Genomic DNA, 20,914 nt, shown 5'->3' with positions numbered 1-20,914 from the left:
GATGCAAATCGGCGCCGGACGGTCGCCGAATTGTTCACTGAGTGTTCAACTCCTTCCCGATGTCGAGCATGCGTTGCAGACCACCGGCGATGATCCGCGCATCGACCATCGTGGTGCCGACCGGCGGCAGCGCGGCGATCATCCGGGCCAGCACGCCGGCCATCTTCTCGGCGTCGATCGCGTGCGGCGGGTCGGTCGTCCAGCACGCCGCCAGTACGACGTATGACGCCTCGTTCAACGACGTCTCCAGCAGGTTCCAGTCGGCCAGGTCGCGCGGCAGGTCGGTCTGCGCGAGCTGCAGGATCCGGCCGCATTGCAACTGCTCGAAGGACAGGTCACGCCGGGCGGCGTAGCCCCGGGTGGTGCTCTGCTCACCGTCGGCGATCAGCAGCAGCAGCCGCTCCAGCGACCGCAGCGAGCGGCGGAACTGCCTACGCACGAGGGCGATCGGCGCTCGCCGACCCGTCATCCAGATCACCGCCACCGACGTCGCCGCTCCGACGACCGTCTCCAGCACCCGCTCGCCGGCGATCGAACCCACCGGCCGGTAGGTGCTGCCCGCGGTGCTGATCAGCAGCGCCATCGCCGTTGCGAAGATCACCGCGAGCGCGTAGTTGCGCACGGCGAGCATCTGGATGAAGAAGACCAGCACCAGCGCGGTGACCAGCAGCGCGAGCCCGCTCGGGTGGGTCGCGTGGATCGTGAAGAAGAGGCCGATGCCGACGACGGTCCCGGCGACACGGTGCAGCGCGCGATGCGTCAGCGCGAGCCGGTCGGCGGTCACCGACATGACCAGTGCCGTGGTCATCACCGCCCAGTAGGGGTGGCCGATGTGCGAGCCGTAGGAGATCGCGCAGGTGATGAGCACCGCTGCCGCCATACGGCGTGCTGCGAGCCAGGGCAGCGAGGAGCGCGACAGCCCCCAGCGCAACAGGTAGTCCCAGTCCGGGCGCCCGAGGTAGCGCCGTTGCTCCACTCCGCTGACGGCCACTTCCCGGCCGGGCAGGTGCACGCGCACGACCTGCTGGATGATCGCGAGGTGCATGCGTCGCAGCCGGGCGTTCATCCGGCGCCACTGACGCAGGCGCGGTTCGCGTCCGACCGCGTCCTCCAGGATCATCGACGCGCCGAAGACCGAGATGAAGGCCTGATCGCGCAGCCGCGCCAGCTGATGGCGCGGGATCGTCGCGCGGTCGGCGTCGAGGTATGCCGAGACGGCGGTCTGTGCGGTGTCCACGGCATCCTGCTCGGCATGGCGTGGCCGGGTCGCCAGCTGCAGCAGCAGCGACGTGGCCGAGGCGCTGACGCAGCCGATCGCACAGACCAGGATCACCTTGCCGGTCGGGATCCCCACGGTCGGCAGGTATGACGCAATGGCCGACCCCATGATCAGGAACATCGCCCCGGGTGGCTCGGCCACCAGCGAGTTGTAGCCGAACACCGTGACCATGGAGACGAGCGTCAGCACGAGGGTCAGCAGCACCGGGTCGGAGCCCACCAGCGCTCCGACGCTGACGCACAGGATGTAGGTGACGTCCAGGCCGGCCAGGATCACCAGCCGGGAGCGGACCGGGCGCGACTGGGCGATGAAACCGAGGAACGCGCCGGTGATGCCGACCAGGCCCATGCTCGGGCCGAGCAGCACGCTGATCAGGGTCACGGCGACGACCACGATGGTCAGTACGTGCAGTGCGAACTTCCAGCGCCCGGGCGCGGGCTTGATCTCAGCGAAGGTGAGCAGTTGCCGGTTGATCGCTTCGGTTCCCAGGCGCATCCGTCATTCCTGGTCGTGCGGCTGCTCGGTCTCTTGCGGATCCGATTCGCCGGTGCGGGTGCGCAGCAGGCGACGCAGGGACGCCAGTCGGGTGGCGCCACTGGTGCCGGCGTGGCCGTCGGCGACCCAGGCGTCCAGCGCGCATTCCTCCTCGTCGTGCGTGCAGCCGCGCGGGCACTCGGCGGTGCCACCGGCCAGGTCGGGGAACGCATTGATGATCCGGTCGGGTTCGATGTGGGCCAGCCCGAAGGACCGCACACCGGGGGTGTCGATGACCCAGCCCTCGGTGCCGCCCCGGACATCCGGCAGGGGCAGCGCGATCGCGGACGTCGACGTATGCCGCCCGCGGCCGGTCACCGCATTGACGTGGCCGATGGCACGACCGACTCCGGGCACGAGCTCGTTGACCAGGGTGGACTTGCCGACACCGGAGTGGCCGACGAGGACGGTCATCCGGCCCAGCAGCGCATCGCGCACCTGGTCGAGGCCCTCGATGCCGTCGGCGGTGGTTCGCGTCACGACGTGCGGGACGTCGAGGCCCGCGTAGCCCGCGAGGAATGGCGCCGGGTCGGCCAGGTCGGATTTGGTGAGGACGAGCAACGGCGTCATACCGGCGTCGTATGCCGCGACGAGGCACCGGTCGACCATCCGCGGGCGGGGTTCGGGGTCGGCGAGTGCCGTGACGATCGCGAGCTGGTCGGCGTTGGCCACGATGACGCGCTCGTAGGGATCGGTGTCGTCGGCGGTGCGGCGCAGCACGCTGGTACGCGGCTCGACCCGGACGATGCGGGCGAGGGTGCCAGGGTCGCCGGAGGTGTCGCCGACCAGCGCGACGCGGTCTCCGACGACGGTGCTGGTGCGACCGAGTTCGCGGGCGCGCATCGCGAGCACCGAGCGCCCGTCGACGAGGCAGGTCCATCGGCCGCGGTCGACGGTGGTGACCTGGCCGATGACGGCGTCGTCGTGCTTGGGACGCTCCTTGGTGCGTGGGCGGCTGCCGCGCTTGCCGGGGCGCACGCGCACGTCCGACTCGTCGTAGACGCGCCCGCGCGGAGACATCTCTCAGTCTCCGATCATGCGGGTCCAGCGAGCGGTGAAGTCCGGCATCGTCTTGGCGACCGTGGCGACGTCCTGGACGGTCAGGCTCGGCACACGCAGGCCCAGCACGGCGGCTGCCATCACCATGCGGTGATCGCCATACGTTCGAAATGCATTGCCACGCATGACTTTCGGGCGTATGACGAGGCCGTCCTCGGTCTCCGACACATCCGACCCGAGCGCGTTGAGCTCGGTGGCGAGAGCGGCGAGCCGGTCGGTCTCGTGGAAGCGGATGTGCCCGATGCCGCGCAGGTGACTCGGCCCGTCGGCGAAGGCTGCGATCGCGGCGACGACCGGTGACAGTTCGCTGGCGTCGTGCAGGTCGAGGTCGACGGCTTCGATGCGGCCGGTGCCGCGGACCGTGAGGCCCTCGCGCTTCAGCTGCACGTCGGCGCCGAACTGCTGGAGTATGTCGCGCGCGTGGTCGCCCGCCTGCGTGGTGACGACCGGCCAGTCGGGCACCGTGACCCGGCCGTCGGTGAGGAGCGCGGCCGCGAGGAACGGGAAGGCGTTGGACAGGTCGGGCTCGACCTCGACGTCCAGGGCGTGGATCTGGGACGGCTCGACCCGCCAGCGGTTGGCTTCGCTGTCATCGACCAGCACGCCGGCGTCGCGCAGCACCTCGACGGTCATCGCGATGTGCGGCAGCGACGGGACCTGCTTGCCCTCGTGGATCACGGTGATGCCGTCGTCATACCGCGCACCGGCCAGCAGCAGCCCGCTGACGAACTGTGAGGAGCCGGAGGCATCGATGTGGACGGTGCCGCCTGCGACCCGGCCGGCGCCGGTCAGCGTGAAGGGCAGGCCGTCGCCGTCGACGGTGATGCCCAGTGAGCGCAACGCCTCGAGCACCGGGCCGAGCGGCCGCACCCGGGCGGCCTCGTCGCCGTCGAAGCTGACCGTGCCGTCGGTGAGGGCGGCGACCGGGGGCAAAAAGCGCATGACGGTGCCGGCGAGTCCGCAGTCGATGTCGGCCGAGCCGCGCAGGGCCGCGGGCTCGATGAGCCATTCGGTGTCGTCGCTGCGGCTCTCGATGCGGGTGCCGAGGCTCTGCAGTGCTTCGCACATCAGCGTGCTGTCGCGCGAGCGCAGCGGCCGGGACAGTCGCGAGGTGTCCTGGGCGAGGGCGGCCAGCACGAGGAAGCGGTTGGTCAGCGACTTGCTGCCCGGCACCGGCACGACGGCGTCCACCGCTCGGTCGGCCGTCGGGGCGAGCCAGTCGCCCGCTGCGATGGTGGCGGTGGAGGTCGGATGCGGAGGTTCTGCGCTCATCGTGCCAAGGCTACCGAGCCAACGTGGCTCCGTGGTTCCGGTGGTACCGATCGCGCTGTGCGGAGCGAGTTCGGCCGGGCGCGCTCGGCAGGGCGGGAGCCAGGTGCGCGCGGATCGTCATACGCTGGCCTCATGTGTGGCCGGTATGCCGCGAGCTTCGCCCCCGATGATCTGCTGCAGGACTTCGACATCGAGCAGGACCGCTCCGACGAACGCAGCCGGTCGCTGCTCGTCAACCCGCAGGACCCGCCGGTCGGTGCTCCCGACTGGAACGTCGCGCCGTCCAAGCAGGCACCGGTGGTGCTGACCCGAGCGCCCCGCGACGACCCGGCGGCGACGCCACTACGCCAGTTGCGGATGCTGACCTGGGGGCTGGTCCCGAGTTGGGCCAAGGACGCCAGGATCGGCCTGCGGATGATCAACGCCCGCGCCGAGACGTTGCTCGACAAGGGCGCCTATCGCAACGCGGCGATCGCCCGGCGCTGCCTCGTGCCCGCTGATGGTTGGTACGAATGGCAGGCCAGTCCCACCGCGAAGGACCGCAAGGGGAAGCCGCGCAAACAGCCGTTCTTCATTCATCGCGGCGACGGCGAACCCATTGCATTCGCAGGGGTTTACGAATTCTGGCGGGACAAGTCCGCAGACGATCGTGCAGCCGACGACCCGAGCTCGTGGGTCGTCAGCTACACGATCGTCACGACGGAGGCCGAGCCCGGCATGGACCGGATCCACGACCGGCAGCCGGTGGTGCTCGACCACGACCAGTGGGCCAGCTGGCTGGACCCGACCCTGACCGATCCGGACGACATCCGCGCGCTGCTGGAGCCGCGCACGATGGGCCGCTTCGAGGCGTGGCCGGTCGGCAGGGCGGTCGGGTCCAGCCGCAACAACGGACCCGCCCTGCTCGAACCGGCGCCGCGCGCCGACCTCGAAGGCGTCGTCGATCCCATGACCGGAGAAGTAATCGGATGACCCTACGCACCAGGCTGATCGACACCCCGCCCGGCGCCGCGCGCGTCCACATCGAGCGCCCGAGCGCATCGAAACCCCACGCTCGCGGCAGCCTCGTCGTCAGCCACGGTGCAGGCGGCGGCATCGACGCAGCGGACCTGGTCGCGCTCCGTGCACTGGTCGACGACGGCTGGACCTACGTACGCGTCGAGCAGCCCTGGCGGGTTGCAGGCAAGAAGGTCGCAACACCGCCGAAAACCCTTGATGCTGCATGGGTTCCACTGCTCGACGCGTTGACCAGCGGTCGCTGGGCGTTGCCTCGTCCACTGGTCGTGGGCGGTCGCTCGGCCGGTGCACGGGTCGCCTGCCGAACCGCGACGGAGGTCGGCGCGGATGCGGTGCTGGCGCTGTCCTTCCCGCTGCACCCGCCGAACAACCCGGACCGCTCCAGAGCCTCCGAGGCGCAGCTCGTGCTGGACGCCGGGTTGCCGCTTGCCGTCATACAGGGGGAGCGCGATCCGTTCGGTCGGCCGGACGACGTCCGGTCGGCGCTCGGACCGGCGCCGACGATCACCGGAGTGCCCGGCGATCACAGCCTCGCGCGCGGCCGGGAGCAGGTCCTGACCGCCGCTCGCGACTGGCTTGCCTCGCTGGCTGATTAGCCGGCCACGCTGCTCGAGTGCAGGGGAGCGCAGCGGAGGAGGTGTATCGGGACCGGCGTAGCGTGGCCCCATGAGCCTGACGATCGGATACAAAGCATCCGCAGAGCAATTCGCGCCCCGTGAGCTGGTCGAGCTGGCCGTCGAGGCCGAACGTGCCGGCATGGACAGCGTTTTCGCGTCCGACCATTTCCAGCCGTGGCGTCACGAGGGTGGGCACGCGCCACACGCGCTGACCTGGCTCGCCGCGGCCGGCGCCCGCACCGATCGCATCGTGCTGGGCACCTCGGTGCTGACGCCGACCTTTCGCTACAACCCGGCCGTGCTCGCGCAGACGTTCGCGACGCTCGGCTGCCTCTACCCGGACCGGGTGATCCTCGGCGTCGGCTCCGGCGAGGCGCTCAACGAGATCGCGGTCGGGCAGGAGGGCTGGCCGGAGTTCAAGGAGCGTTTCGCGCGGCTGCGCGAATCGGTGCGGTTGATGCGCCAGCTGTGGACCAAGGAACGCGTCAGCTTCGACGGTGATTACTACCGGACCGTCGACGCGACGATCTACGACCGGCCGGAGCGGCCCATCCCGGTCTACGTCGCCGCCGGCGGCCCGACGGTCGCGAAGTACGCGGGCCGGATGGGTGACGGCGTGATCGTGACCTCCGGCAAGGGCATGGAGCTGTATGCCGACAAGCTGGTGCCCGCGATGCAGGAGGGCGAGCGGCTGGGCAAGCGGGAACCGGGTTCGGTCGAGCGCCTGCTCGAGGTGAAGATCTCCTACGATCGCGATCCCGAGCGCGCCCTGGAGAACACCCGGTTCTGGGCACCGCTGGCGCTGACGCCCGAGCAGAAGCACAGCATCGACGACCCGATCGAGATGGAGCGTGCGGCGGATGCGCTGCCGATCGAGCAGATCGCGTCACGGTGGATCGTCGCGTCGGATGTCGAGACGGTGATCGAGGGAGTGCGCCCGTATGTCGATCTGGGGTTCACACACTTGGTGGTCCACGCGCCCGGCAACGACCAGCGTCGCTTCCTGACGCAGTTCAGTGCGGACGTGCTTCCGGCGCTGCGCGAGCGATTCTGAGGTGACCGCGTCGGCGGCCGGCGTGTGTCAGGCGGTCTTGGCCACGTCGGCGTGAGCAGGCGGTTCGAGGGGCTGAGTGGGCGCCAGCTCGAGGACGGTCCGGGCCGTGCCGGTCGGCGTGCTGCGCTCCCGCAGCACAGTGCGGATGAAAAGGGCGATGACAAAACACAACGACGTTGCGTAGACAAACACCACGGTTGCGAAAAAGACCAGCACGATCAGCGAATTTAGTGCTCGACTGGTCGACCGTCAACCGATTCGGAAGTATTGGCATGACAGGGATCTGGCCGGTCATAGGCCCGTGCCGGTCGATGTTGACGTGATCCGTGCTATACCGCCACTTTTGACAATTTTTACTTCTGCTTTACCTGCAGAATTGCGTGCGGGGCGCTGTCGTGCTGCAGTCGGGATGCCGGTAGGCCTGCGGTCGGGGCGCTCGGCGAGGGCGCCGCGGCATAACGGGAATGCATCGATCGCCGGCGCCGTTGGAAGAGACAGTCCAGGATCATCTTCGCAGTGAGGAGTGCAGCTTGTTGCACGCGCCCTTGACGCTCTCGGAGCCGGGCGGCTCCGCAGGAGGCTCGACCCTCGTCAGCCCCGCCCCACAATCCACCGGAGGTCTAGGCTCGGTGTCGATGACCACTCAAGAAGGCAGTGATTTGCAGCCGACGTCTGCTGAGGATCCCAACCTCGATGTCGCGAGCGAGTCGGAAACCGACCGCATGGCGCGATTCGAGCGTGACGCCATGCCCTACCTCGACCAGCTCTACAGCGCTGCGCTGCGCACCACCCGCAACCCGGCCGACGCCGAGGACCTGGTCCAGGAGACGTTCGCCAAGGCGTTCTCCGCCTTCCACCAGTACAAGCCGGGCACCAATCTGAAGGCCTGGCTCTACCGGATCCTGACCAACAGCTACATCAACACCTATCGCAAGAAGCAGCGTCAGCCGCAGCAGTCCGACGCCGCCGAGATCGAGGACTACCAGCTGGCGCGTGCCGAGGCGCACACATCGCGCGGGCTGCGGTCCGCCGAAACCGAAGCCCTGGATCACCTGCCGGACAGCGATGTGAAGCGCGCCCTGCAGGAGGTTCCGGAGGACTTCCGGATGGCTGTCTACCTGGCCGATGTCGAGGGTTTCTCCTACAAGGAGATCGCCGAGATCATGGATACCCCCATCGGTACGGTGATGTCGCGGTTGCACCGCGGCAGGCGACAGCTTCGTGAGTTGCTGACCGACTACGCCGTCGAGCGTGGCTTCATCAAGGAAGGGGCGTCTTCCTGATGGGCGCCGAATGTGGCGACTACGTGTCGCGGATCTACGAACTCCTGGACGGCGAGCTGGACGACGCCGGCCGCGCGAAGCTGCAGGCTCACCTCGATGAGTGCCCGCCGTGCCTGGACGAATACGAGCTCGACCGGATCCTCAAGGCCCTGGTTCAGCGGTCGTGCGCCTGTGAACAGGCGCCGGACACGTTGCGGACGCAGATCCTGCACCGCATCACCAGCGTGCGGGTCACCCAGGTGACGCAGGTCAACGTCCAGGAGACCTGACACTCCGCGAGGCTGTATGACGAACGGCCCGGCGGCACGCAGTGCGCGTGCCGCCGGGCCGTTTCGCTTGCCTTCGGGATGTCGCCGATGGCGCAGTCTCAGGCGTTCGGCCGGAAGCCGATGAATGACGCAGTCAACGCTGAGGTGAAGACGAAGTACGAGTCTTCGCCTCGGGCGTTCGGCCGGAGGCCGATAAATGACCCAGTCAACGCTGAGGTGAAGACGAGGTACGAGTCTTCGCCTCAGGCGTTGGGCTTCTTGCCGTGGTTGGCGGCCTTGCCCTTGCGGCTGCGACGCTTGCGGGCGCGCTTGCTCATGGTGAACTCCTCGGATCGAGCGGAAGCTGATGGTAGCCGCGAACGCGGCCGAGTCATCATCTCACACGGGATGGACCTTAAAGATTTGGTCAAGAACTGAAGCTGCTCGCCGTCCGGGTTGCCAGATGTGGCCCACGTCATGGGACAATGGCGATCGATTGAGATACGTCCTTCACCCTGGAGGGCCGTACGTGAGATCTGCGCCCCGCCCTGGAAGGGGAGCGCGGAAAGGATCTGGACATGGATCATGCAGCACTCATCGCATTGCTCACGGGCTCCCTCTCGGGATCGGGTCAGATGAGCTCCAACACCGTCACATGGGAGCCGAGCTGACCCAGTCGCTGTAGTACTTCGGGGCGGGTCCGAGGGGGAAGAGCCGTCGGCGCGATCGTCAGCCGACGGGTAACGTAAGCAGGTGACCAGAGTTTCACCAGCGTGGCGTGTGTCAACAGCGCTCATCTTTGCGCTCGTGGCCACGGCGTCGGCGTATCAGTTGCTGGCCGACACGACGGAAGTGTCAGTACTGGCGGTCGTAGTTCTCGCCGCGTTAGCGCTGGTGGCGACCGTCGCCCAACTCCGAAGGCTTACTGCTGCAGACGCTGGAGTCTCTCTGACGTCGATTCTGCTTGGCGCCGCAATCCCGTTGACCGGTCCCCTGGGGGCTGCGGCCGTCGGCATCGTTTCACAACTCGCTTCGGCGCGCCGTCGGGCGAGGGTGGCGACAGTTTTCAACTTGTCCATGAATGGGCTTGTGGGTGTTCTTGGCGGCCTCGCCTACCTCCTGTTCGGCGGACACATCCGAGGCGGCGTCCTCAGTCCGCTGGACACCATTGAACGTGAACTTGTGCCGCTTGCAGGAGCGACCGTCGTGATGCTGCTCCTGAACACCGGATGCGTAAGTCTGATGATCGCTGTGAACGGCGGTCCGCCAGTCTTTGTAACGTGGCGCCGCTTGGTGCGCCAGGTGGGACGCACCTATCTAGGCTACGGAGTGGTCGGCTTCCTCTTCGCCGTGCTCTGGGACCAAGTCGGACTCGGACCGGCAACCGTTCTGGTGATGATGGCCCCCCTTCTTCTGGCGCAGTGGTCCTACTACCAACAGCATGCCGAGTCGGTTGCCCATGAACGCACCGTGTCCAGTCTGGTCGCGGCGGGCGAGGCTCGAGACCCGATCATGCGCGGCCGCAACGAGCGGGTCGCGAAGGTCAGCGAGCTGATCGGCAACGAGCTACGGCTCTCCCCACCGCAAGCGGACGCCCTGCATTTCGCCGCGTTGCTGCACGACGTCGGGATGGTGGCGCCGGTGGAGGGCCGGCACACCGCGGACGACGGCCGGCAGAAGGATCTCGATCGCATCCGACGTCATCCTCACCGAGGGGTCGAGATGTTGCGCTCCATCGAGTTCCTGGGTGACTCGATCACCGGGATTCGTCATCACCACGAGCGATGGGACGGCCGCGGTTACCCCGACGGCCTTGCAGGAGAAGCGATTCCGCTGCTGGCGCGGATCCTTGCCGTGGCGGACACCTTCTGTGCGCTGGTGCCCAGAGTGGGCGTGGAACCCACCGTCGAGGTGCTGCGCGCCAGATCGGCGACGCAGTTCGACCCCGAATGCGTCGACGCCCTGGTGGCCATCGCGGAGTCGGCGCACGGCTTCGCGACCGTCGACATCGGCCCGGGCGATGCGGCTGTGACCGAGCCCGCAGGATCCGGTCCGCGATGGCTGGATCACGACCTTCCCGAAGTCTCCGATCTGCTCGCCTTCGAAGCGGGCCGGCCGTGACACGTCCGGCCCGCATTCGCGGCCGACGATTCGCGGTCACCAGCTGGTCAGTGCTGCTGGTCGTGGCCAGCCTGGGCGCTGCGGTCCTGCAGAAGGAACTCACCTCGGGCGTCTGCCTGCTGGTGCTCGGCTGTTTCGCGCTGGCGATCGCCTCCGCATCCCTGCTGCACCTCTCGCTCTTTGGCGGCCGGCTCAGCACACCGGTGGCGACGGCCGTCGCGCTCAGTCTGGCGTTCGCCGGACCGCAGCCGTTCAGTGCGCAGGGACGGATACCCGACTCCACCTGGGAGGTGCTCGCCACCGCCATCGTCGGGCGCGTGCTCGGCGGCCTGTTGAGTTGGCGTTTCCTCGGCATACGACCGACCCCATCGGCGCGGATCGGGCCCCTGATAGGCATCGCTCTCGCGTCGGTGCTCTACCGGGACGTGCCGTTCTTCTCCGGGGTCTCCGCCATTGACATGTATGGCGAGTGGGGCTCGCACCGTTGGCGGTCGGCCGCCGCGATGGCGGTGGCCGGCATCGTCGCCGGTGCGGTGATGCTGATCGCATCCGTCTACCTGCACCGCGACGGCCGTTCGTTCCGGGCGGAGTTCCGCGATGTGGTCCAAATCCAGACCTCACTGAACGCAGCGGTCGTCTCGACATCGATCGCGATCGCCCTGGGCATGTCGGCGCTGGGGGTTCTCGCCATACCGCTGATGTCGGCACCGTTGGTGTTGTTGCGTTTTGCGCTGCAACAGCAGGCGTCCGTGATCGACACGCGGCGGCAGACCATCGCGGCGCTGTCGCAGCTGACCGACATCGCCGGTTATACCCCGGAGGGGCATTCGGCGCGGGTTGCGGCGTTGTCCCGCCGGATCGGTGCGGAGCTGCACATGAACGACCGCGAGCTCGACGAGTTGGAGGACGCCGCGCGCCTGCACGACATCGGCCAGGTGTCGCTCGCTGCACCGATCCCCGGCGGCGCGACCATCGATGTTGCACCGTCGGACCAGCGTGGGATCGCCGACGAGGGGGCCCGCATCGTCCGCCGTACGGAGGTGCTCGACGGCGTCGCCGACATCATCGAGGCGCAGGTCGTGCAGTTCCGCGAAGTCCAGGAGTATGGCGAGGCGGTCCCGATGAGTGCGCGAATCGTCAAGGTCTGCAACGCATTCGAGGACCTCACCAGGGGCGATGACGCGCTGCGCGACGCAGCGATCGAACGCCTCACCCTCGGCATCGGCTACGAATACGACCCGACCGTATTGGACCTGCTGATCAAGGTCACCGCGGGTCACCACGACCGCGCACGCTGACAGCCGGGACGGGCGAGCCGAGCATCGGACCGGAATAGGACGGCGCGGGTGGATCGTGGTGATCCACCCGCGCCGTCGGCGTTCCTGCTGTGTGTCCGATCAGGCAGGATCCGGCTTCGCCAATGTCGGGCCGGAGGACTCACCGGTGCCGAGGTCCGTCGGGTCGTAATCGTCGGAGATCCGCGGGTCGTCGGCTTCCACGAAGTAGTCGGCGACCACGGTCTCGTCGCTGCCGGCGGGCACCTTCAGTGCGTTGAAGATGAAGGTGAGCACAACGGCGATCACGACGTTGATGACGACCGCGGTGAACGCGATGTAACCGAGCTGACCGATGACCGGGATGTTCGACAGCGACCCACCGAAGTGCTTGGTGGCGGGGCTGGCGACCTCGTAGGCCTTCCACGTGCCGTAGACCATGGCGACGGCCCAACCGGCCAGTAGCGCCCAGCGGTGCATCCACCGGGTGTAGAGGCCGATCACGATCGCCGGGAAGGTCTGCAGGATCCAGATGCCGCCGAGCAACTGCAGGTTGATGGCGTTCTGCTTGTCCATCGCGAGCACGAAGACCAGGGCGAAGATCTTGACCACCAGCGACGTCAGCTTGGAGACCTTGGCCTCCTGCTGGACCGTCGCGTTCGGCCGGATCCACTCCTTGTAGATGTTGCGGGTGAACGTGTTGGACGCGGCGATCGACATGATCGCGGCCGGCACCAGGGCGCCGATCGCGATGGCTGCGAACGCCACTCCCGCGAACCAGCTCGGGAACTGATCCTCGAAGAGCTGCGGCACGACCAGCTGCGGGTTGGCCTTGCCGTTGAGGCCGATCGGCTTGGTGCCTGCCGCGATGGCCACCCAGCCGAGCAGCGCGAGCAGCGCGAGCACGAAGGAGTATGCCGGCAGCATCGACGCGTTCTTGCGGATCGTGTCGCGGCTCTTGGAGGAGAGCACGGCCGTGATGGAGTGGGGATACATGAAGAGCGCCATCGCGGAGCCGAACGCCAGTGTGACGTAAGCCCATTGGGCCTTCGGACCGACCGTGTCGGAGAACTTCGCGGCCTGGCCCGCAGGCGACTCCGCCTTGGCGTGGACCGCATCGAAGATGTGACTCCAGCCGCCGATCTTGGTGGGCAGGTAGATCACCGCGACGATGATCACCAGGTAGATCAGGATGTCCTTGACGAAGGCGATGATCGCCGGTGCCCGCAGGCCGCTGGTGTAGGTGTATGCCGCCAGCACGACGAACGCGACGAACAACGGCGCGTCATTGGCGAACCAGTTGCCCTTGCCGCCGATGCCCGCGACCTCCAGGACGGCCTGAATACCGACCAGTTGCAACGCGATGTAGGGAAGCGTTGCGACGAAGCCGGTGACCGAGATGGCCAGTGACAGCTCTCGCGAGCCGTAGCGGCCGCGGACGAAGTCTCCGGCGGTGACGTAGCCGTGCCGGTGACTGACCGACCACAGGCGCGACATGAAGAAGAAGATGATCGGGTAGAGCACGATCGTGTAGGGCACGGCGAAGAAGCCGCTGACCGCGCCGGCGCCGAACATCGCGGCCGGGACGGCGACGAACGTGTATGCCGTGTAGAGGTCGCCGCCCAGCAGGAACCAGGTGATCCAGGTGCCGAAGCTGCGGCCGCCGAGGCCCCATTCGTCCAACGACTCGAGTGTGTTGCCGCGGCGCCACCGGGAGGCCATGAAGCCCATGACGGTGACCAGCAGGAAGAGCAGGACCAGGACGACCGTTGCCGAGACGTTGAGACCACCGCCCGGATGCGATGGATTCGCTGCAGTGGGAAGGAGATTCGTCATACCTCACCGTCCTTGGCCAGGGGAGCGTCGGCGGGCTGGAAAGGCACGGCCGGCCGCGCCTTCTTGACCAGCGCGTAGGCGATCGAGGTGCAGATGACACAGAAGAAGACGAGCGCCATCTGGTACCAGATGAAGAAGGGGAACGCGCCCAGTTTCGGTGTCGTCCGGGCGTACCAGCCGACCGGGACGAGTGCGATCATCGGCAGCAGCAGGAAGATGCCCGCTATGACCTGCAGGCGACGGTCCGCAGGCGGGGCTTTGTCCGGGTATTTGTGTTGAGCCATGGGGTGCAACCTCTCGGGGTGACGTTGCTAACCGGAAAACGCTACCGCTGGGACGTCTGGTGCGGGTGGGATTTACCCGATCTGAGACGCGTCGGTGATCTACCTGCCCGTAGCGGGTGCTCGGGCGTCGTCCGAGCGTGGCGGAGCGAGCCGAGATCTCGACTCGCTCCTCCCCCACTCGGCCACCGGGGTCGCGCTCAGTCGATCTTGAACTCGCCCAGCTCGTCCCAGTGGTCGCCGTCCATCTGCACGTTGCGGACGCGCGGGGTCTCCTGGACGTACTGCGGCAGGTCGCGCTGCGCGGCCTTGAAGTGATCGGACGTCACGTGCGCCTCGGCGGCGTCGTCCTTGAACGCCTCGATCAGGACGTATTCGTTGGGGTCCTCGACGCTGCGGGACCAGTCGAAGAAGAGGTTGCCGGGTTCGGCGCGGGTGGCATCGGTGAAGCTCTTGGTCAACTCGATCCACTCGTCGGCGTGCTCCGGCTTCACCTTCCACTTGACGCAGATGAAGATCATTGTTGCTCTCCTTGACAGCTCGGGTACGGGGACGCGAGACGCCGGTGGCGGCGCCGCAACGCCCCACTCTGGCACGGTCCCGGCCGCCTGCGGGAGGCCGATTCTCACCGGGTGACAACCTCCGTCACTCGGCTCGGACTCCTGGGTGCGAGCCGGCTGTGGCGTCGTACAGTCGAAGGATGACCTCGGTGGATGACGGCGTCCCGGCCCGCGGCGGATCGGTGCGACGAACGCTGCAGATCCTGGAACTCGTGGCCGCCGGCGGAGGTGCCAGCGCAAAGGAGATCTCGGACGCGATCGGTCTGCCACTGCCGACCGTCTACCGGCTCGTACGCGAACTGCTGGACTCCGAATACCTGGTGCACATCCGCGAGGAGAAGCGCTTCGAACTGGGCTACAAACTGCACCAACTCGCCCTCAGCCTGCATCAGCAGATCGGCGTCCCGCGAGCGGTGCGCAGCGAGATCGTCGCGCTACATCAGCGGATGGGGATGGCTGCCTACTTCGCGATCCACCGAGGGGCGCAGATCGTCGTGGTGCAGACCGTGGACTCGCCGGCAGCGGCGCGGCTGAAGCCGATCGACTTCGGCTTCCACGAAGCCGCGCACGCCACCGCGCTGGGCAAGATCCTGCTCGCCGACATGGACGACGAGCAGCGCGAGCGGCACCTCGACCCCGACCCGATGCCGCGGTTCGGTCCGGGCACGTTGACGACACGGCGTGAACTCGCCGAACAGTTGGCTGACGTCGCCGATCGCGGGATCGCCTGGGAACTCGAGGAATTCCAGCCCGGCGCGACGTGCTGTGCAGCCGCGGTGCGCAGTGCGTCCGGAAGCATCGTGGGCTCGGTGGCGGTGTCGGCACCCAAGGAACTCTTCGTGCAGCGACGGGACGTGGTGGAGCGCGAGCTGCGCCGCACCGCCTCCGCGGTCAGCCGCTACTACCGTTCGGGGCACACGGCCTGAGGACGAGGATCGCGTCCGTGGGCGACGCGTTATCGCTTCGCGAGAACGACCCTTGGGCAGGACCCTCCCGCTGCCTACTGTGAGCGTCATCACAGTCACTTGCAGGAGGAAGCGATGGCAACGCAGCCGAACATCGACGAGACCGCGCTCGGCGCGGACGACCGCGCGAACCTGATCAAGCTGCTGCGCACGGCATACCCGCACGCGCAGTTTCCCGACGGGCCGTACGAGCGGACCGCCGACAAGATCCTCGATCAGGTGCACGAGTCCGTCTGGCACTGCACACTGCTCAGTCGCGGACTGCGCACCCTGGACGGTGCGGCGGGCGCCCCGTTCCGCGAGCTCGACGACGTCGCAGCGAGCAGGGTGCTCACCGACATCGCCGACGCGGAGTTCTTCGCCTTCATCCGTGGCGTCGCCGTCCCGATCCTGTATGACGACCACGAGGCCTGGGACGCGCTCGGTTACGAAGGCGAGTCCTTCTCCAAGGGTGGCTACCTGAACCGGGGTTTCAACGACCTCGACTGGCTGCCCGATCCACGCATCGAGGAATACGACGGCCCCGAGGAATTCGTCGAAGTGGCTGACCAGGACCAGCTGAAGGAGGCGTGAACATGAGCACTGACAATGGATCCCAAGGATTCCAGATCTCGCACGACGACGAGGCCGTCGTGATCATCGGCTCGGGCGCCGGCGGCGGCACGCTGGCCCACGAACTCACTGCGCGCGGCATACCGTGCGTCGTGCTGGAGGCCGGCACCTATCTGAAGCCAGAGGACTACGAGAACGACGAGTGGGCCGCCTTCAATCAGATGGCGTGGCTCGACAAGCGCACGACGTCCGGCTCCTGGCGGGTGGCACGCGACTTCCCCAACCTGCCGGCCTGGATCGTCAAGGCGGTCGGTGGCACGACGACGCACTGGTCGGGTGCGACACCACGCTTCAAGGACTACGAGTTCAAGGGCAAGAGCTACTACGGCGGCGTGCAGGGCGCGAACCTGCTGGACTGGCCGATCACGCTCGCCGACCTGGCCCCTTACTACGACGCCGCGGAGAAGGCGATCGGCTCCACGCACCGGCACGGCCGTCCGCCGCTTCCGGCCAACAACAACTACAAGGTCTTCGCCGGCGGTGCGGAAGAGGTCGGCTACAAGTTCTATGCCACCGGCCCCTACGGCACCAATGCCGAACCGTATGACGGCAGGCCCGCCTCGATCCAGGACGGCTTCAACTTCCAGGGCGACAAGAACGCCTCGAAGTGGTCCACTGCTGTCCGGGAGATTCCGCGGGCGCTCGCGACCGGGAAACTCGACCTGCGCACCCAGGCGCACGCGGTCCAGATCACGCACGACCCGTCCGGTCGTGCCGACGGTGTCCTCTACCTCGACAAGGACGGCAACCTGCACCGGCAGCGTGCGAAAGTCGTTTGTGTGGCGGGTAATTCGATCGAGACACCGCGTCTGCTGCTGATGAGCGCGTCCTCCCTGCACCCCAACGGCCTGGCCAACTCCTCGGGTCAGGTGGGCCGGAACTACATGCGGCATACGACCGGTTCGGTCTACGCAGCTTTCGACAAGCCGGTGCGGATGTACCGGGGAGAGACGATGGCCGGCGTCATCGCCGATGAGGCACGGCTGGACACCGGGCGCGGATTCGCCGGTGGCTACTACCTCGAGACGATCGCACTCGGGCCGGCGTTCATGGCCGCGTTCGTGGAGCCGGGTGCGTGGGGCAGTGACTTCACCGCGCTGATGGACACCTACCTCAACACCGCCGGCCTGTGGGTCGTGGGGGAGGACATGCCGCAGGAGACCAACCGGATCACGCTCAACACGGCCGAGCAGGACCAGTGGGGCCTGCCGGTGCCCGACGTGCACTACGACGATCACGCGAACGACGTCGCGATGCGCGAACACGCTTACTCCAGAGCGGATCTCGTCTATGAGGCGGTCGGCGCGCAGAGCACGCACCACACCCCGCCATATCCCTCGACGCACAATCTGGGCACCTGCCGGATGAGTGCCCGGCCGGAGGACGGAGTCGTCGACGCGCACGGCCAGGCGCACGACGTGCCCGGACTCTTCGTCTCCGACGGGTCGCAGATGACGACCGGCGCGGCCGCCAACCCGACACTGACGATCGTCGCGCTGGCGATCCGGCAGGCGGAGTACATCGCCGACGAGCTGGCCAAGGGTGCACTGTAAGCCACATGACGGATCTACCCGCCCGCCTCCGGACTGCCCTCGCCACGTCCGAGATCGACGTACTCGATCGCCCGCTCGACCTGCGGGCTCGAGCACACGACGCCTCGCACTACCTGCTCATCCCGTCCGCGGTCGCCGTACCGCGTGACGCCGGTCAGGTCGCCGAGGTGATGCGGGCGTGCGGCCGGCTCGGCATACCGATGACGTTCCGCAGTGGCGGCACGTCGTTGTCCGGGCAGGCGGTGACCGACCAGGTCCTGGTCGACACCCGGGCCGGGTTCAACGGAGTGGAAGTGCTGGACGGCGGCCGACGGGTGCGGGTGCAGCCGGGCGTGACCGTGCGATCGGTCAACGCCCGGCTCGCCCGCTACGGCCGACGGCTCGGTCCGGACCCGGCGAGCGAGGTCGCCTGCACGATCGGCGGCGTCGTCGCGGACAACTCCTCGGGCATGCAATGCGGCACGGAGTTCAACTCCTACCGCACGATCGAGTCGATGGTCTTCGTGCTGCCGTCCGGGACGGTCGTCGACACCTCCCGCGCGGACGCCGACCAGCTGCTGCGGGAGCGTGAACCTGTTCTGCACCAAGGGCTTTCAGCCCTGCGTGATCGGGTCCGTGCGAACTCGGAGTCAGTCGCGACCATCGAGCGACTCTTCTCGATCAAGAACACCATGGGGTATGGCGTCAACGCCTTCCTCGATCACGACGACCCCGCAGCGATCCTCAGCCATCTGCTGATCGGCAGTGAGGGAACGCTCGGGTTCGTCGCGTCGGTGGTGTTCCGGACCGTGCCGGTGCTGCCGAAGGTCGCCACCGGGCTGATGGTCTTCGACGACCTGGTCTCCGCGTCGGCGAGCGTTGATCAGATCGCGGCGGCGGGCGTGGCCACGGGCGAGCTGCTCGACGTCCGGTCGCTGCACGTCGCGCAGGACGACCCGGAATGTCCGGCCGAGATCGCCGGACTGCAGTTGGACAGGCAGGCAGCGGTGCTGGTGGAGTTCCAGGCGAGCACCGACGACGAGCTGTCCGCGCTGCGGGGCAGTGCGGAGCCGGCGCTTGCCGACCTGCCGCTGGAGGCGCCGCTGCGGCTCACGACCGACCCGGTCGCGCGCGCTGCCCTCTGGAAGACCCGCAAGGGCCTGTTCAGCGCGGTCGCCGGAGCGCGGCCGTCGGGCACCAACGCACTGCTGGAGGATGTGGCCGTGCCGGTGCCGCGGCTCGGCGAGTTGTGCACGAACTTGTCCGAACTGTTCACCAAGCACGCGTATGACGACTCGGTCGTCTTCGGCCACGCGCGCGACGGCAACCTGCACTTCCTGCTCGTCGAGCAGTTCGACGACGGCGCGAAGCTGCGGCGCTATGACCGGTTCACCGACGACCTGGTCGACCTGGTGCTCGGCCTGGGCGGCACGCTGAAGGCCGAGCACGGCACCGGCCGGATCATGGCGCCGTTCGTCGAAAGGCAATACGGCACAGAGCTCTTCGAGGTCATGCGCGAGGTGAAGCACCTCGCCGACCCCGGCGCCGTCCTCAACCCCGGGGCGGTGCTCACTGACGATCCGCGTGCGCACCTGAAGGACCTCAAGGTCGCACCGAAGGTGGAGCAGGAGGTCGACCGCTGCGTCGAGTGCGGATATTGCGAACCCGTCTGTCCATCAAGGTCGCTCACTCTGACACCCAGGCAGCGGATCGTCTTGCGTCGCGAGTTGGAGCAGGCCCGGCTCGACGGCGACGACGAGCTGGTGGCATCGCTGTCGCAGGACTATGAGTACGACGGTGTCGAGACCTGTGCGGCCGACGGCATGTGCGGCACGGCCTGTCCGGTGCACATCGACACCGGCGATCTGGTGCGACGCCTACGTGGGCAGGACGTGTCGCGGGTCGAGGAGCGCGCGTGGACCACGGCTGCGAAGCACTGGTCGGCCGCGACACGGGCCGGTGCAGTGGCGCTGACGGCAGCGTCCGCCGTACCGCCCGCGGTGCCGAGGGCGTTGACCCGTGGCGCCCGGGCCGTCGCGGGTGACGATCGGGTGCCGCTGTATGACGAGGGCCTGCCACGCGGTGGGAGGAAACGACCGCACATGTCGGATGACGTACCGCAGGCGGTGCTCTTCCCGGCGTGCATCGGGGCGATGTTCGGAGCAGCGTCCGGTGCGGGCACATCGGCGGCGATGGTCGAATTGTGCCGGGCCGCAGGCGTTTCGGTGCGAACGCCGGAGGGCATCGATGGACTCTGCTGCGGGACGCCGTGGTCGTCCAAGGGTTATCGGGACGGCCACGCGCAGATGCGGGAGCGGGCGCTGTCGTCCCTCGCCGACGCCACCGATGGTGGCCGCCTGCCGGTCGTGGTGGACGCGAGTTCCTGCGCCGAAGGACTGATCAAGCTGCTCAGGGATGCGACACCGGCCATCACGGTCGTCGACGCGCTGGAGTTCGTCGCTTCGACGGTGCTGCCCCAGCTGTCCGTGCGGTCACGTGTGCCGCGCGTGGTGGTGCATCCGACGTGCGCGACGACGGTGCTCGGCTCGACGCCGTCGCTGGTGCGGCTGGCCGAGGCCGTCGCGGATGAGGTCGTGGTCCCGACCGATTGGGGTTGTTGCGCCTTCGCCGGTGACCGCGGGTTGCTGCACTCCGAGCTGACAGCCAGCGCCACCCATCCGGAGGCCGCTCAAATCGCCGACCTGCCGGATGTCGCTGGCACTGAATATGTTTCGGCCAACCGCACCTGCGAGCTCGGTATGTCGCGCGCCACCGGACAGACCTACCGCCACATCCTCGAAGTCCTGGTCGACCACATCTAGGTGGCCGAGGAGCTGGTGAGGTACGAGCCAGCGTCTCGAGGCCCCGCACCCGAGGTGGCCGAGGAGCTGGTGAGGTACGAGCCAGCGTCTCGAGGCCCCGTCGTTCCACATCCCACGATGTAGCCGAACGTTGTCCACACCCCACAACTAGAGACGCGAATCGTGAGCGATATCCGTGCACGCTTCGAGCATGCCCTGGACCTATATTCTCCGCTGCGGCGACGGCACGTACTACGTCGGCAGCACGCGCGACCTCGAGCGCCGTATGTCGGAGCACTACGTGGGCCAGGGTTCTGTGTACACCAGCAAGCGTCTGCCGGTGGAACTCGTCTGGTGTTTCGAGACATCGGATGTTGGCACGGCGTGGGCCTTGGAGCGCAGGATCCACGGTTGGAGTCGGTCAAAGCGAGAGGCACTGATTACCGGGCGATTCGACCTACTGCCGTTCTTGTCGAGGAGGCGCACGAGCAGCGCGGACGATTGACGGGTGCATGCGGGGCCTCGAGACGTTCCCCCGCTGCGCTCCTCCACTCCTCGGCCACCACAGG

Annotated in this window: 20 protein-coding genes; 12 read left to right on the top strand and 8 right to left on the bottom strand. The window is 67.7% G+C overall.

Going from position 1 to position 20,914, the window contains the following annotated elements:
- Nucleotides 1–34: 34 nt before the first annotated feature.
- Genes VG502_RS03490 through aroA form a run of 3 tightly spaced genes read right to left on the bottom strand, consistent with a single transcriptional unit; the run spans nt 35 to nt 4,144 of the window.
- Entirely contained in the window at nt 35–1,774 is a 1,740-nt protein-coding gene (locus tag VG502_RS03490) for an FUSC family protein (protein ID WP_325548634.1), read from the bottom strand.
- Nucleotides 1,775–1,777: 3 nt separating this feature from the next.
- Nucleotides 1,778–2,833: a ribosome small subunit-dependent GTPase A gene (rsgA, locus tag VG502_RS03485; protein ID WP_325548633.1), complete on the bottom strand. Its 1,056-nt coding sequence runs from the start codon at nt 2,831–2,833 to the stop codon at nt 1,778–1,780.
- Nucleotides 2,834–2,836: 3 nt separating this feature from the next.
- Nucleotides 2,837–4,144 carry a 3-phosphoshikimate 1-carboxyvinyltransferase gene (aroA, locus tag VG502_RS03480; protein WP_325548632.1) on the bottom strand — a complete coding sequence of 436 codons (1,308 nt, stop codon included), beginning with the start codon at nt 4,142–4,144 and terminating at the stop codon, nt 2,837–2,839.
- 132 nt (nt 4,145–4,276) lie between these two features.
- Between aroA and VG502_RS03475 the strand changes: the two genes are divergently transcribed.
- The 3 genes from VG502_RS03475 (at nt 4,277) to fgd (ending at nt 6,832) form a co-directional block, all read left to right on the top strand.
- Nucleotides 4,277–5,116: an SOS response-associated peptidase gene (locus VG502_RS03475; RefSeq protein WP_325548631.1), complete on the top strand. Its 840-nt coding sequence runs from the start codon at nt 4,277–4,279 to the stop codon at nt 5,114–5,116.
- Nucleotides 5,113–5,757, top strand: coding sequence for an alpha/beta hydrolase family protein (locus VG502_RS03470; protein ID WP_325548630.1), 645 nt, complete (start codon nt 5,113–5,115; stop codon nt 5,755–5,757). The genes VG502_RS03475 and VG502_RS03470 overlap by 4 nt, the downstream gene beginning before the upstream one ends.
- 70 nt (nt 5,758–5,827) lie before the next feature.
- A complete protein-coding gene (gene fgd, locus VG502_RS03465; RefSeq protein WP_325548629.1) occupies nt 5,828–6,832 on the top strand; it encodes a glucose-6-phosphate dehydrogenase (coenzyme-F420) in 1,005 nt (334 codons plus the stop codon).
- Between the two features lie 27 nt (nt 6,833–6,859).
- Here fgd and VG502_RS03460 read toward each other — a convergent pair whose 3' ends face one another.
- Nucleotides 6,860–7,048 carry a hypothetical protein gene (locus VG502_RS03460; protein ID WP_325548628.1) on the bottom strand — a complete coding sequence of 63 codons (189 nt, stop codon included), beginning with the start codon at nt 7,046–7,048 and terminating at the stop codon, nt 6,860–6,862.
- Nucleotides 7,049–7,296: 248 nt separating this feature from the next.
- Between VG502_RS03460 and VG502_RS03455 the strand changes: the two genes are divergently transcribed.
- The gene (locus tag VG502_RS03455; protein ID WP_414655696.1) at nt 7,297–8,115 is read left to right on the top strand and encodes a sigma-70 family RNA polymerase sigma factor; all 819 of its coding nucleotides are present in this window, start codon (nt 7,297–7,299) and stop codon (nt 8,113–8,115) included.
- Complete coding sequence (rsrA, locus tag VG502_RS03450; protein ID WP_325548626.1) at nt 8,115–8,384, top strand: mycothiol system anti-sigma-R factor; 270 nt, start codon at nt 8,115–8,117, stop codon at nt 8,382–8,384. The genes VG502_RS03455 and rsrA overlap by 1 nt, the downstream gene beginning before the upstream one ends.
- A 242-nt stretch (nt 8,385–8,626) precedes the next feature.
- On the opposite strand, the gene VG502_RS21820 is transcribed toward rsrA, so the two are convergent.
- A complete protein-coding gene (locus VG502_RS21820) occupies nt 8,627–8,701 on the bottom strand; it encodes a 50S ribosomal protein bL37 (protein WP_370670776.1) in 75 nt (24 codons plus the stop codon).
- Between the two features lie 442 nt (nt 8,702–9,143).
- Here VG502_RS21820 and VG502_RS03440 point away from each other — a divergent pair, with 442 nt between their 5' ends.
- The gene (locus VG502_RS03440) at nt 9,144–10,484 is read left to right on the top strand and encodes an HD-GYP domain-containing protein (RefSeq protein WP_325548624.1); all 1,341 of its coding nucleotides are present in this window, start codon (nt 9,144–9,146) and stop codon (nt 10,482–10,484) included.
- A complete protein-coding gene (locus tag VG502_RS03435) occupies nt 10,481–11,782 on the top strand; it encodes an HD-GYP domain-containing protein (RefSeq protein WP_325548623.1) in 1,302 nt (433 codons plus the stop codon). Before VG502_RS03440 ends, VG502_RS03435 begins: the two co-directional genes overlap by 4 nt.
- A gap of 99 nt (nt 11,783–11,881) precedes the next feature.
- On the opposite strand, the gene mctP is transcribed toward VG502_RS03435, so the two are convergent.
- From mctP to VG502_RS03420, 3 genes are all read right to left on the bottom strand, one after another.
- Nucleotides 11,882–13,594 (bottom strand): monocarboxylate uptake permease MctP, encoded by a 1,713-nt coding sequence (gene mctP / locus VG502_RS03430; RefSeq protein ID WP_325548622.1) that lies wholly within the window; start codon nt 13,592–13,594, stop codon nt 11,882–11,884.
- Complete coding sequence (locus VG502_RS03425; protein WP_325548621.1) at nt 13,591–13,878, bottom strand: DUF3311 domain-containing protein; 288 nt, start codon at nt 13,876–13,878, stop codon at nt 13,591–13,593. Before VG502_RS03425 ends, mctP begins: the two co-directional genes overlap by 4 nt.
- Before the next feature lie 197 nt (nt 13,879–14,075).
- Nucleotides 14,076–14,396, bottom strand: coding sequence for a putative quinol monooxygenase (locus VG502_RS03420; RefSeq protein WP_325548620.1), 321 nt, complete (start codon nt 14,394–14,396; stop codon nt 14,076–14,078).
- A gap of 179 nt (nt 14,397–14,575) precedes the next feature.
- On the opposite strand from VG502_RS03420, the gene VG502_RS03415 reads away from it, so the two are divergent.
- The 5 genes from VG502_RS03415 (at nt 14,576) to VG502_RS03395 (ending at nt 20,850) form a co-directional block, all read left to right on the top strand.
- Complete coding sequence (locus VG502_RS03415) at nt 14,576–15,361, top strand: IclR family transcriptional regulator (RefSeq protein ID WP_325548619.1); 786 nt, start codon at nt 14,576–14,578, stop codon at nt 15,359–15,361.
- Nucleotides 15,362–15,475: 114 nt separating this feature from the next.
- Complete coding sequence (locus VG502_RS03410) at nt 15,476–15,973, top strand: hypothetical protein (protein ID WP_325548618.1); 498 nt, start codon at nt 15,476–15,478, stop codon at nt 15,971–15,973.
- A gap of 2 nt (nt 15,974–15,975) precedes the next feature.
- The gene (locus VG502_RS03405; RefSeq protein ID WP_325548617.1) at nt 15,976–17,565 is read left to right on the top strand and encodes a GMC family oxidoreductase; all 1,590 of its coding nucleotides are present in this window, start codon (nt 15,976–15,978) and stop codon (nt 17,563–17,565) included.
- A 5-nt stretch (nt 17,566–17,570) separates the two neighbouring features.
- Nucleotides 17,571–20,366, top strand: a complete 2,796-nt coding sequence (locus VG502_RS03400) for an FAD-binding and (Fe-S)-binding domain-containing protein (RefSeq protein WP_325548616.1) — start codon at nt 17,571–17,573, stop codon at nt 20,364–20,366.
- Nucleotides 20,367–20,556: 190 nt separating this feature from the next.
- On the top strand, nt 20,557–20,850 hold the full coding sequence (locus VG502_RS03395; RefSeq protein ID WP_325548615.1) for a GIY-YIG nuclease family protein: 294 nt from the start codon (nt 20,557–20,559) through the stop codon (nt 20,848–20,850).
- Nucleotides 20,851–20,914 lie beyond the last annotated feature (64 nt).

The organism is Flexivirga sp., from assembly GCF_035551235.1.
Taxonomy (GTDB): Bacteria; Actinomycetota; Actinomycetes; order Actinomycetales; family Dermatophilaceae; genus Flexivirga.
The sequence above is the reverse complement of the archived record's forward strand: the minus strand, read 5'-3'. Positions and strand labels throughout refer to the sequence as shown.

Excerpts from the sequence above, each read along its gene's own strand:
- VG502_RS03395 (WP_325548615.1), top strand. The coding sequence starts at position 20,557 with ATGCCCTGGACCTATATTCTCCGCTGCGGCGACGGCACGTACTACGTC.
- VG502_RS03470 (WP_325548630.1), top strand. The coding sequence starts at position 5,113 with ATGACCCTACGCACCAGGCTGATCGACACCCCGCCCGGCGCCGCGCGC.
- rsgA (WP_325548633.1), bottom strand. The coding sequence starts at position 2,833 with ATGTCTCCGCGCGGGCGCGTCTACGACGAGTCGGACGTGCGCGTGCGC.
- VG502_RS03420 (WP_325548620.1), bottom strand. The coding sequence starts at position 14,396 with ATGATCTTCATCTGCGTCAAGTGGAAGGTGAAGCCGGAGCACGCCGAC.
- fgd (WP_325548629.1), top strand. The coding sequence starts at position 5,828 with ATGAGCCTGACGATCGGATACAAAGCATCCGCAGAGCAATTCGCGCCC.
- VG502_RS03400 (WP_325548616.1), top strand. The coding sequence starts at position 17,571 with ATGACGGATCTACCCGCCCGCCTCCGGACTGCCCTCGCCACGTCCGAG.
- rsrA (WP_325548626.1), top strand. The coding sequence starts at position 8,115 with ATGGGCGCCGAATGTGGCGACTACGTGTCGCGGATCTACGAACTCCTG.
- VG502_RS03425 (WP_325548621.1), bottom strand. The coding sequence starts at position 13,878 with ATGGCTCAACACAAATACCCGGACAAAGCCCCGCCTGCGGACCGTCGC.
- VG502_RS03490 (WP_325548634.1), bottom strand. The coding sequence starts at position 1,774 with ATGCGCCTGGGAACCGAAGCGATCAACCGGCAACTGCTCACCTTCGCT.
- VG502_RS03410 (WP_325548618.1), top strand. The coding sequence starts at position 15,476 with ATGGCAACGCAGCCGAACATCGACGAGACCGCGCTCGGCGCGGACGAC.
- VG502_RS03405 (WP_325548617.1), top strand. The coding sequence starts at position 15,976 with ATGAGCACTGACAATGGATCCCAAGGATTCCAGATCTCGCACGACGAC.
- aroA (WP_325548632.1), bottom strand. The coding sequence starts at position 4,144 with ATGAGCGCAGAACCTCCGCATCCGACCTCCACCGCCACCATCGCAGCG.
- VG502_RS03415 (WP_325548619.1), top strand. The coding sequence starts at position 14,576 with ATGACCTCGGTGGATGACGGCGTCCCGGCCCGCGGCGGATCGGTGCGA.
- VG502_RS03455 (WP_414655696.1), top strand. The coding sequence starts at position 7,297 with ATGCATCGATCGCCGGCGCCGTTGGAAGAGACAGTCCAGGATCATCTT.
- VG502_RS03475 (WP_325548631.1), top strand. The coding sequence starts at position 4,277 with ATGTGTGGCCGGTATGCCGCGAGCTTCGCCCCCGATGATCTGCTGCAG.
- mctP (WP_325548622.1), bottom strand. The coding sequence starts at position 13,594 with ATGACGAATCTCCTTCCCACTGCAGCGAATCCATCGCATCCGGGCGGT.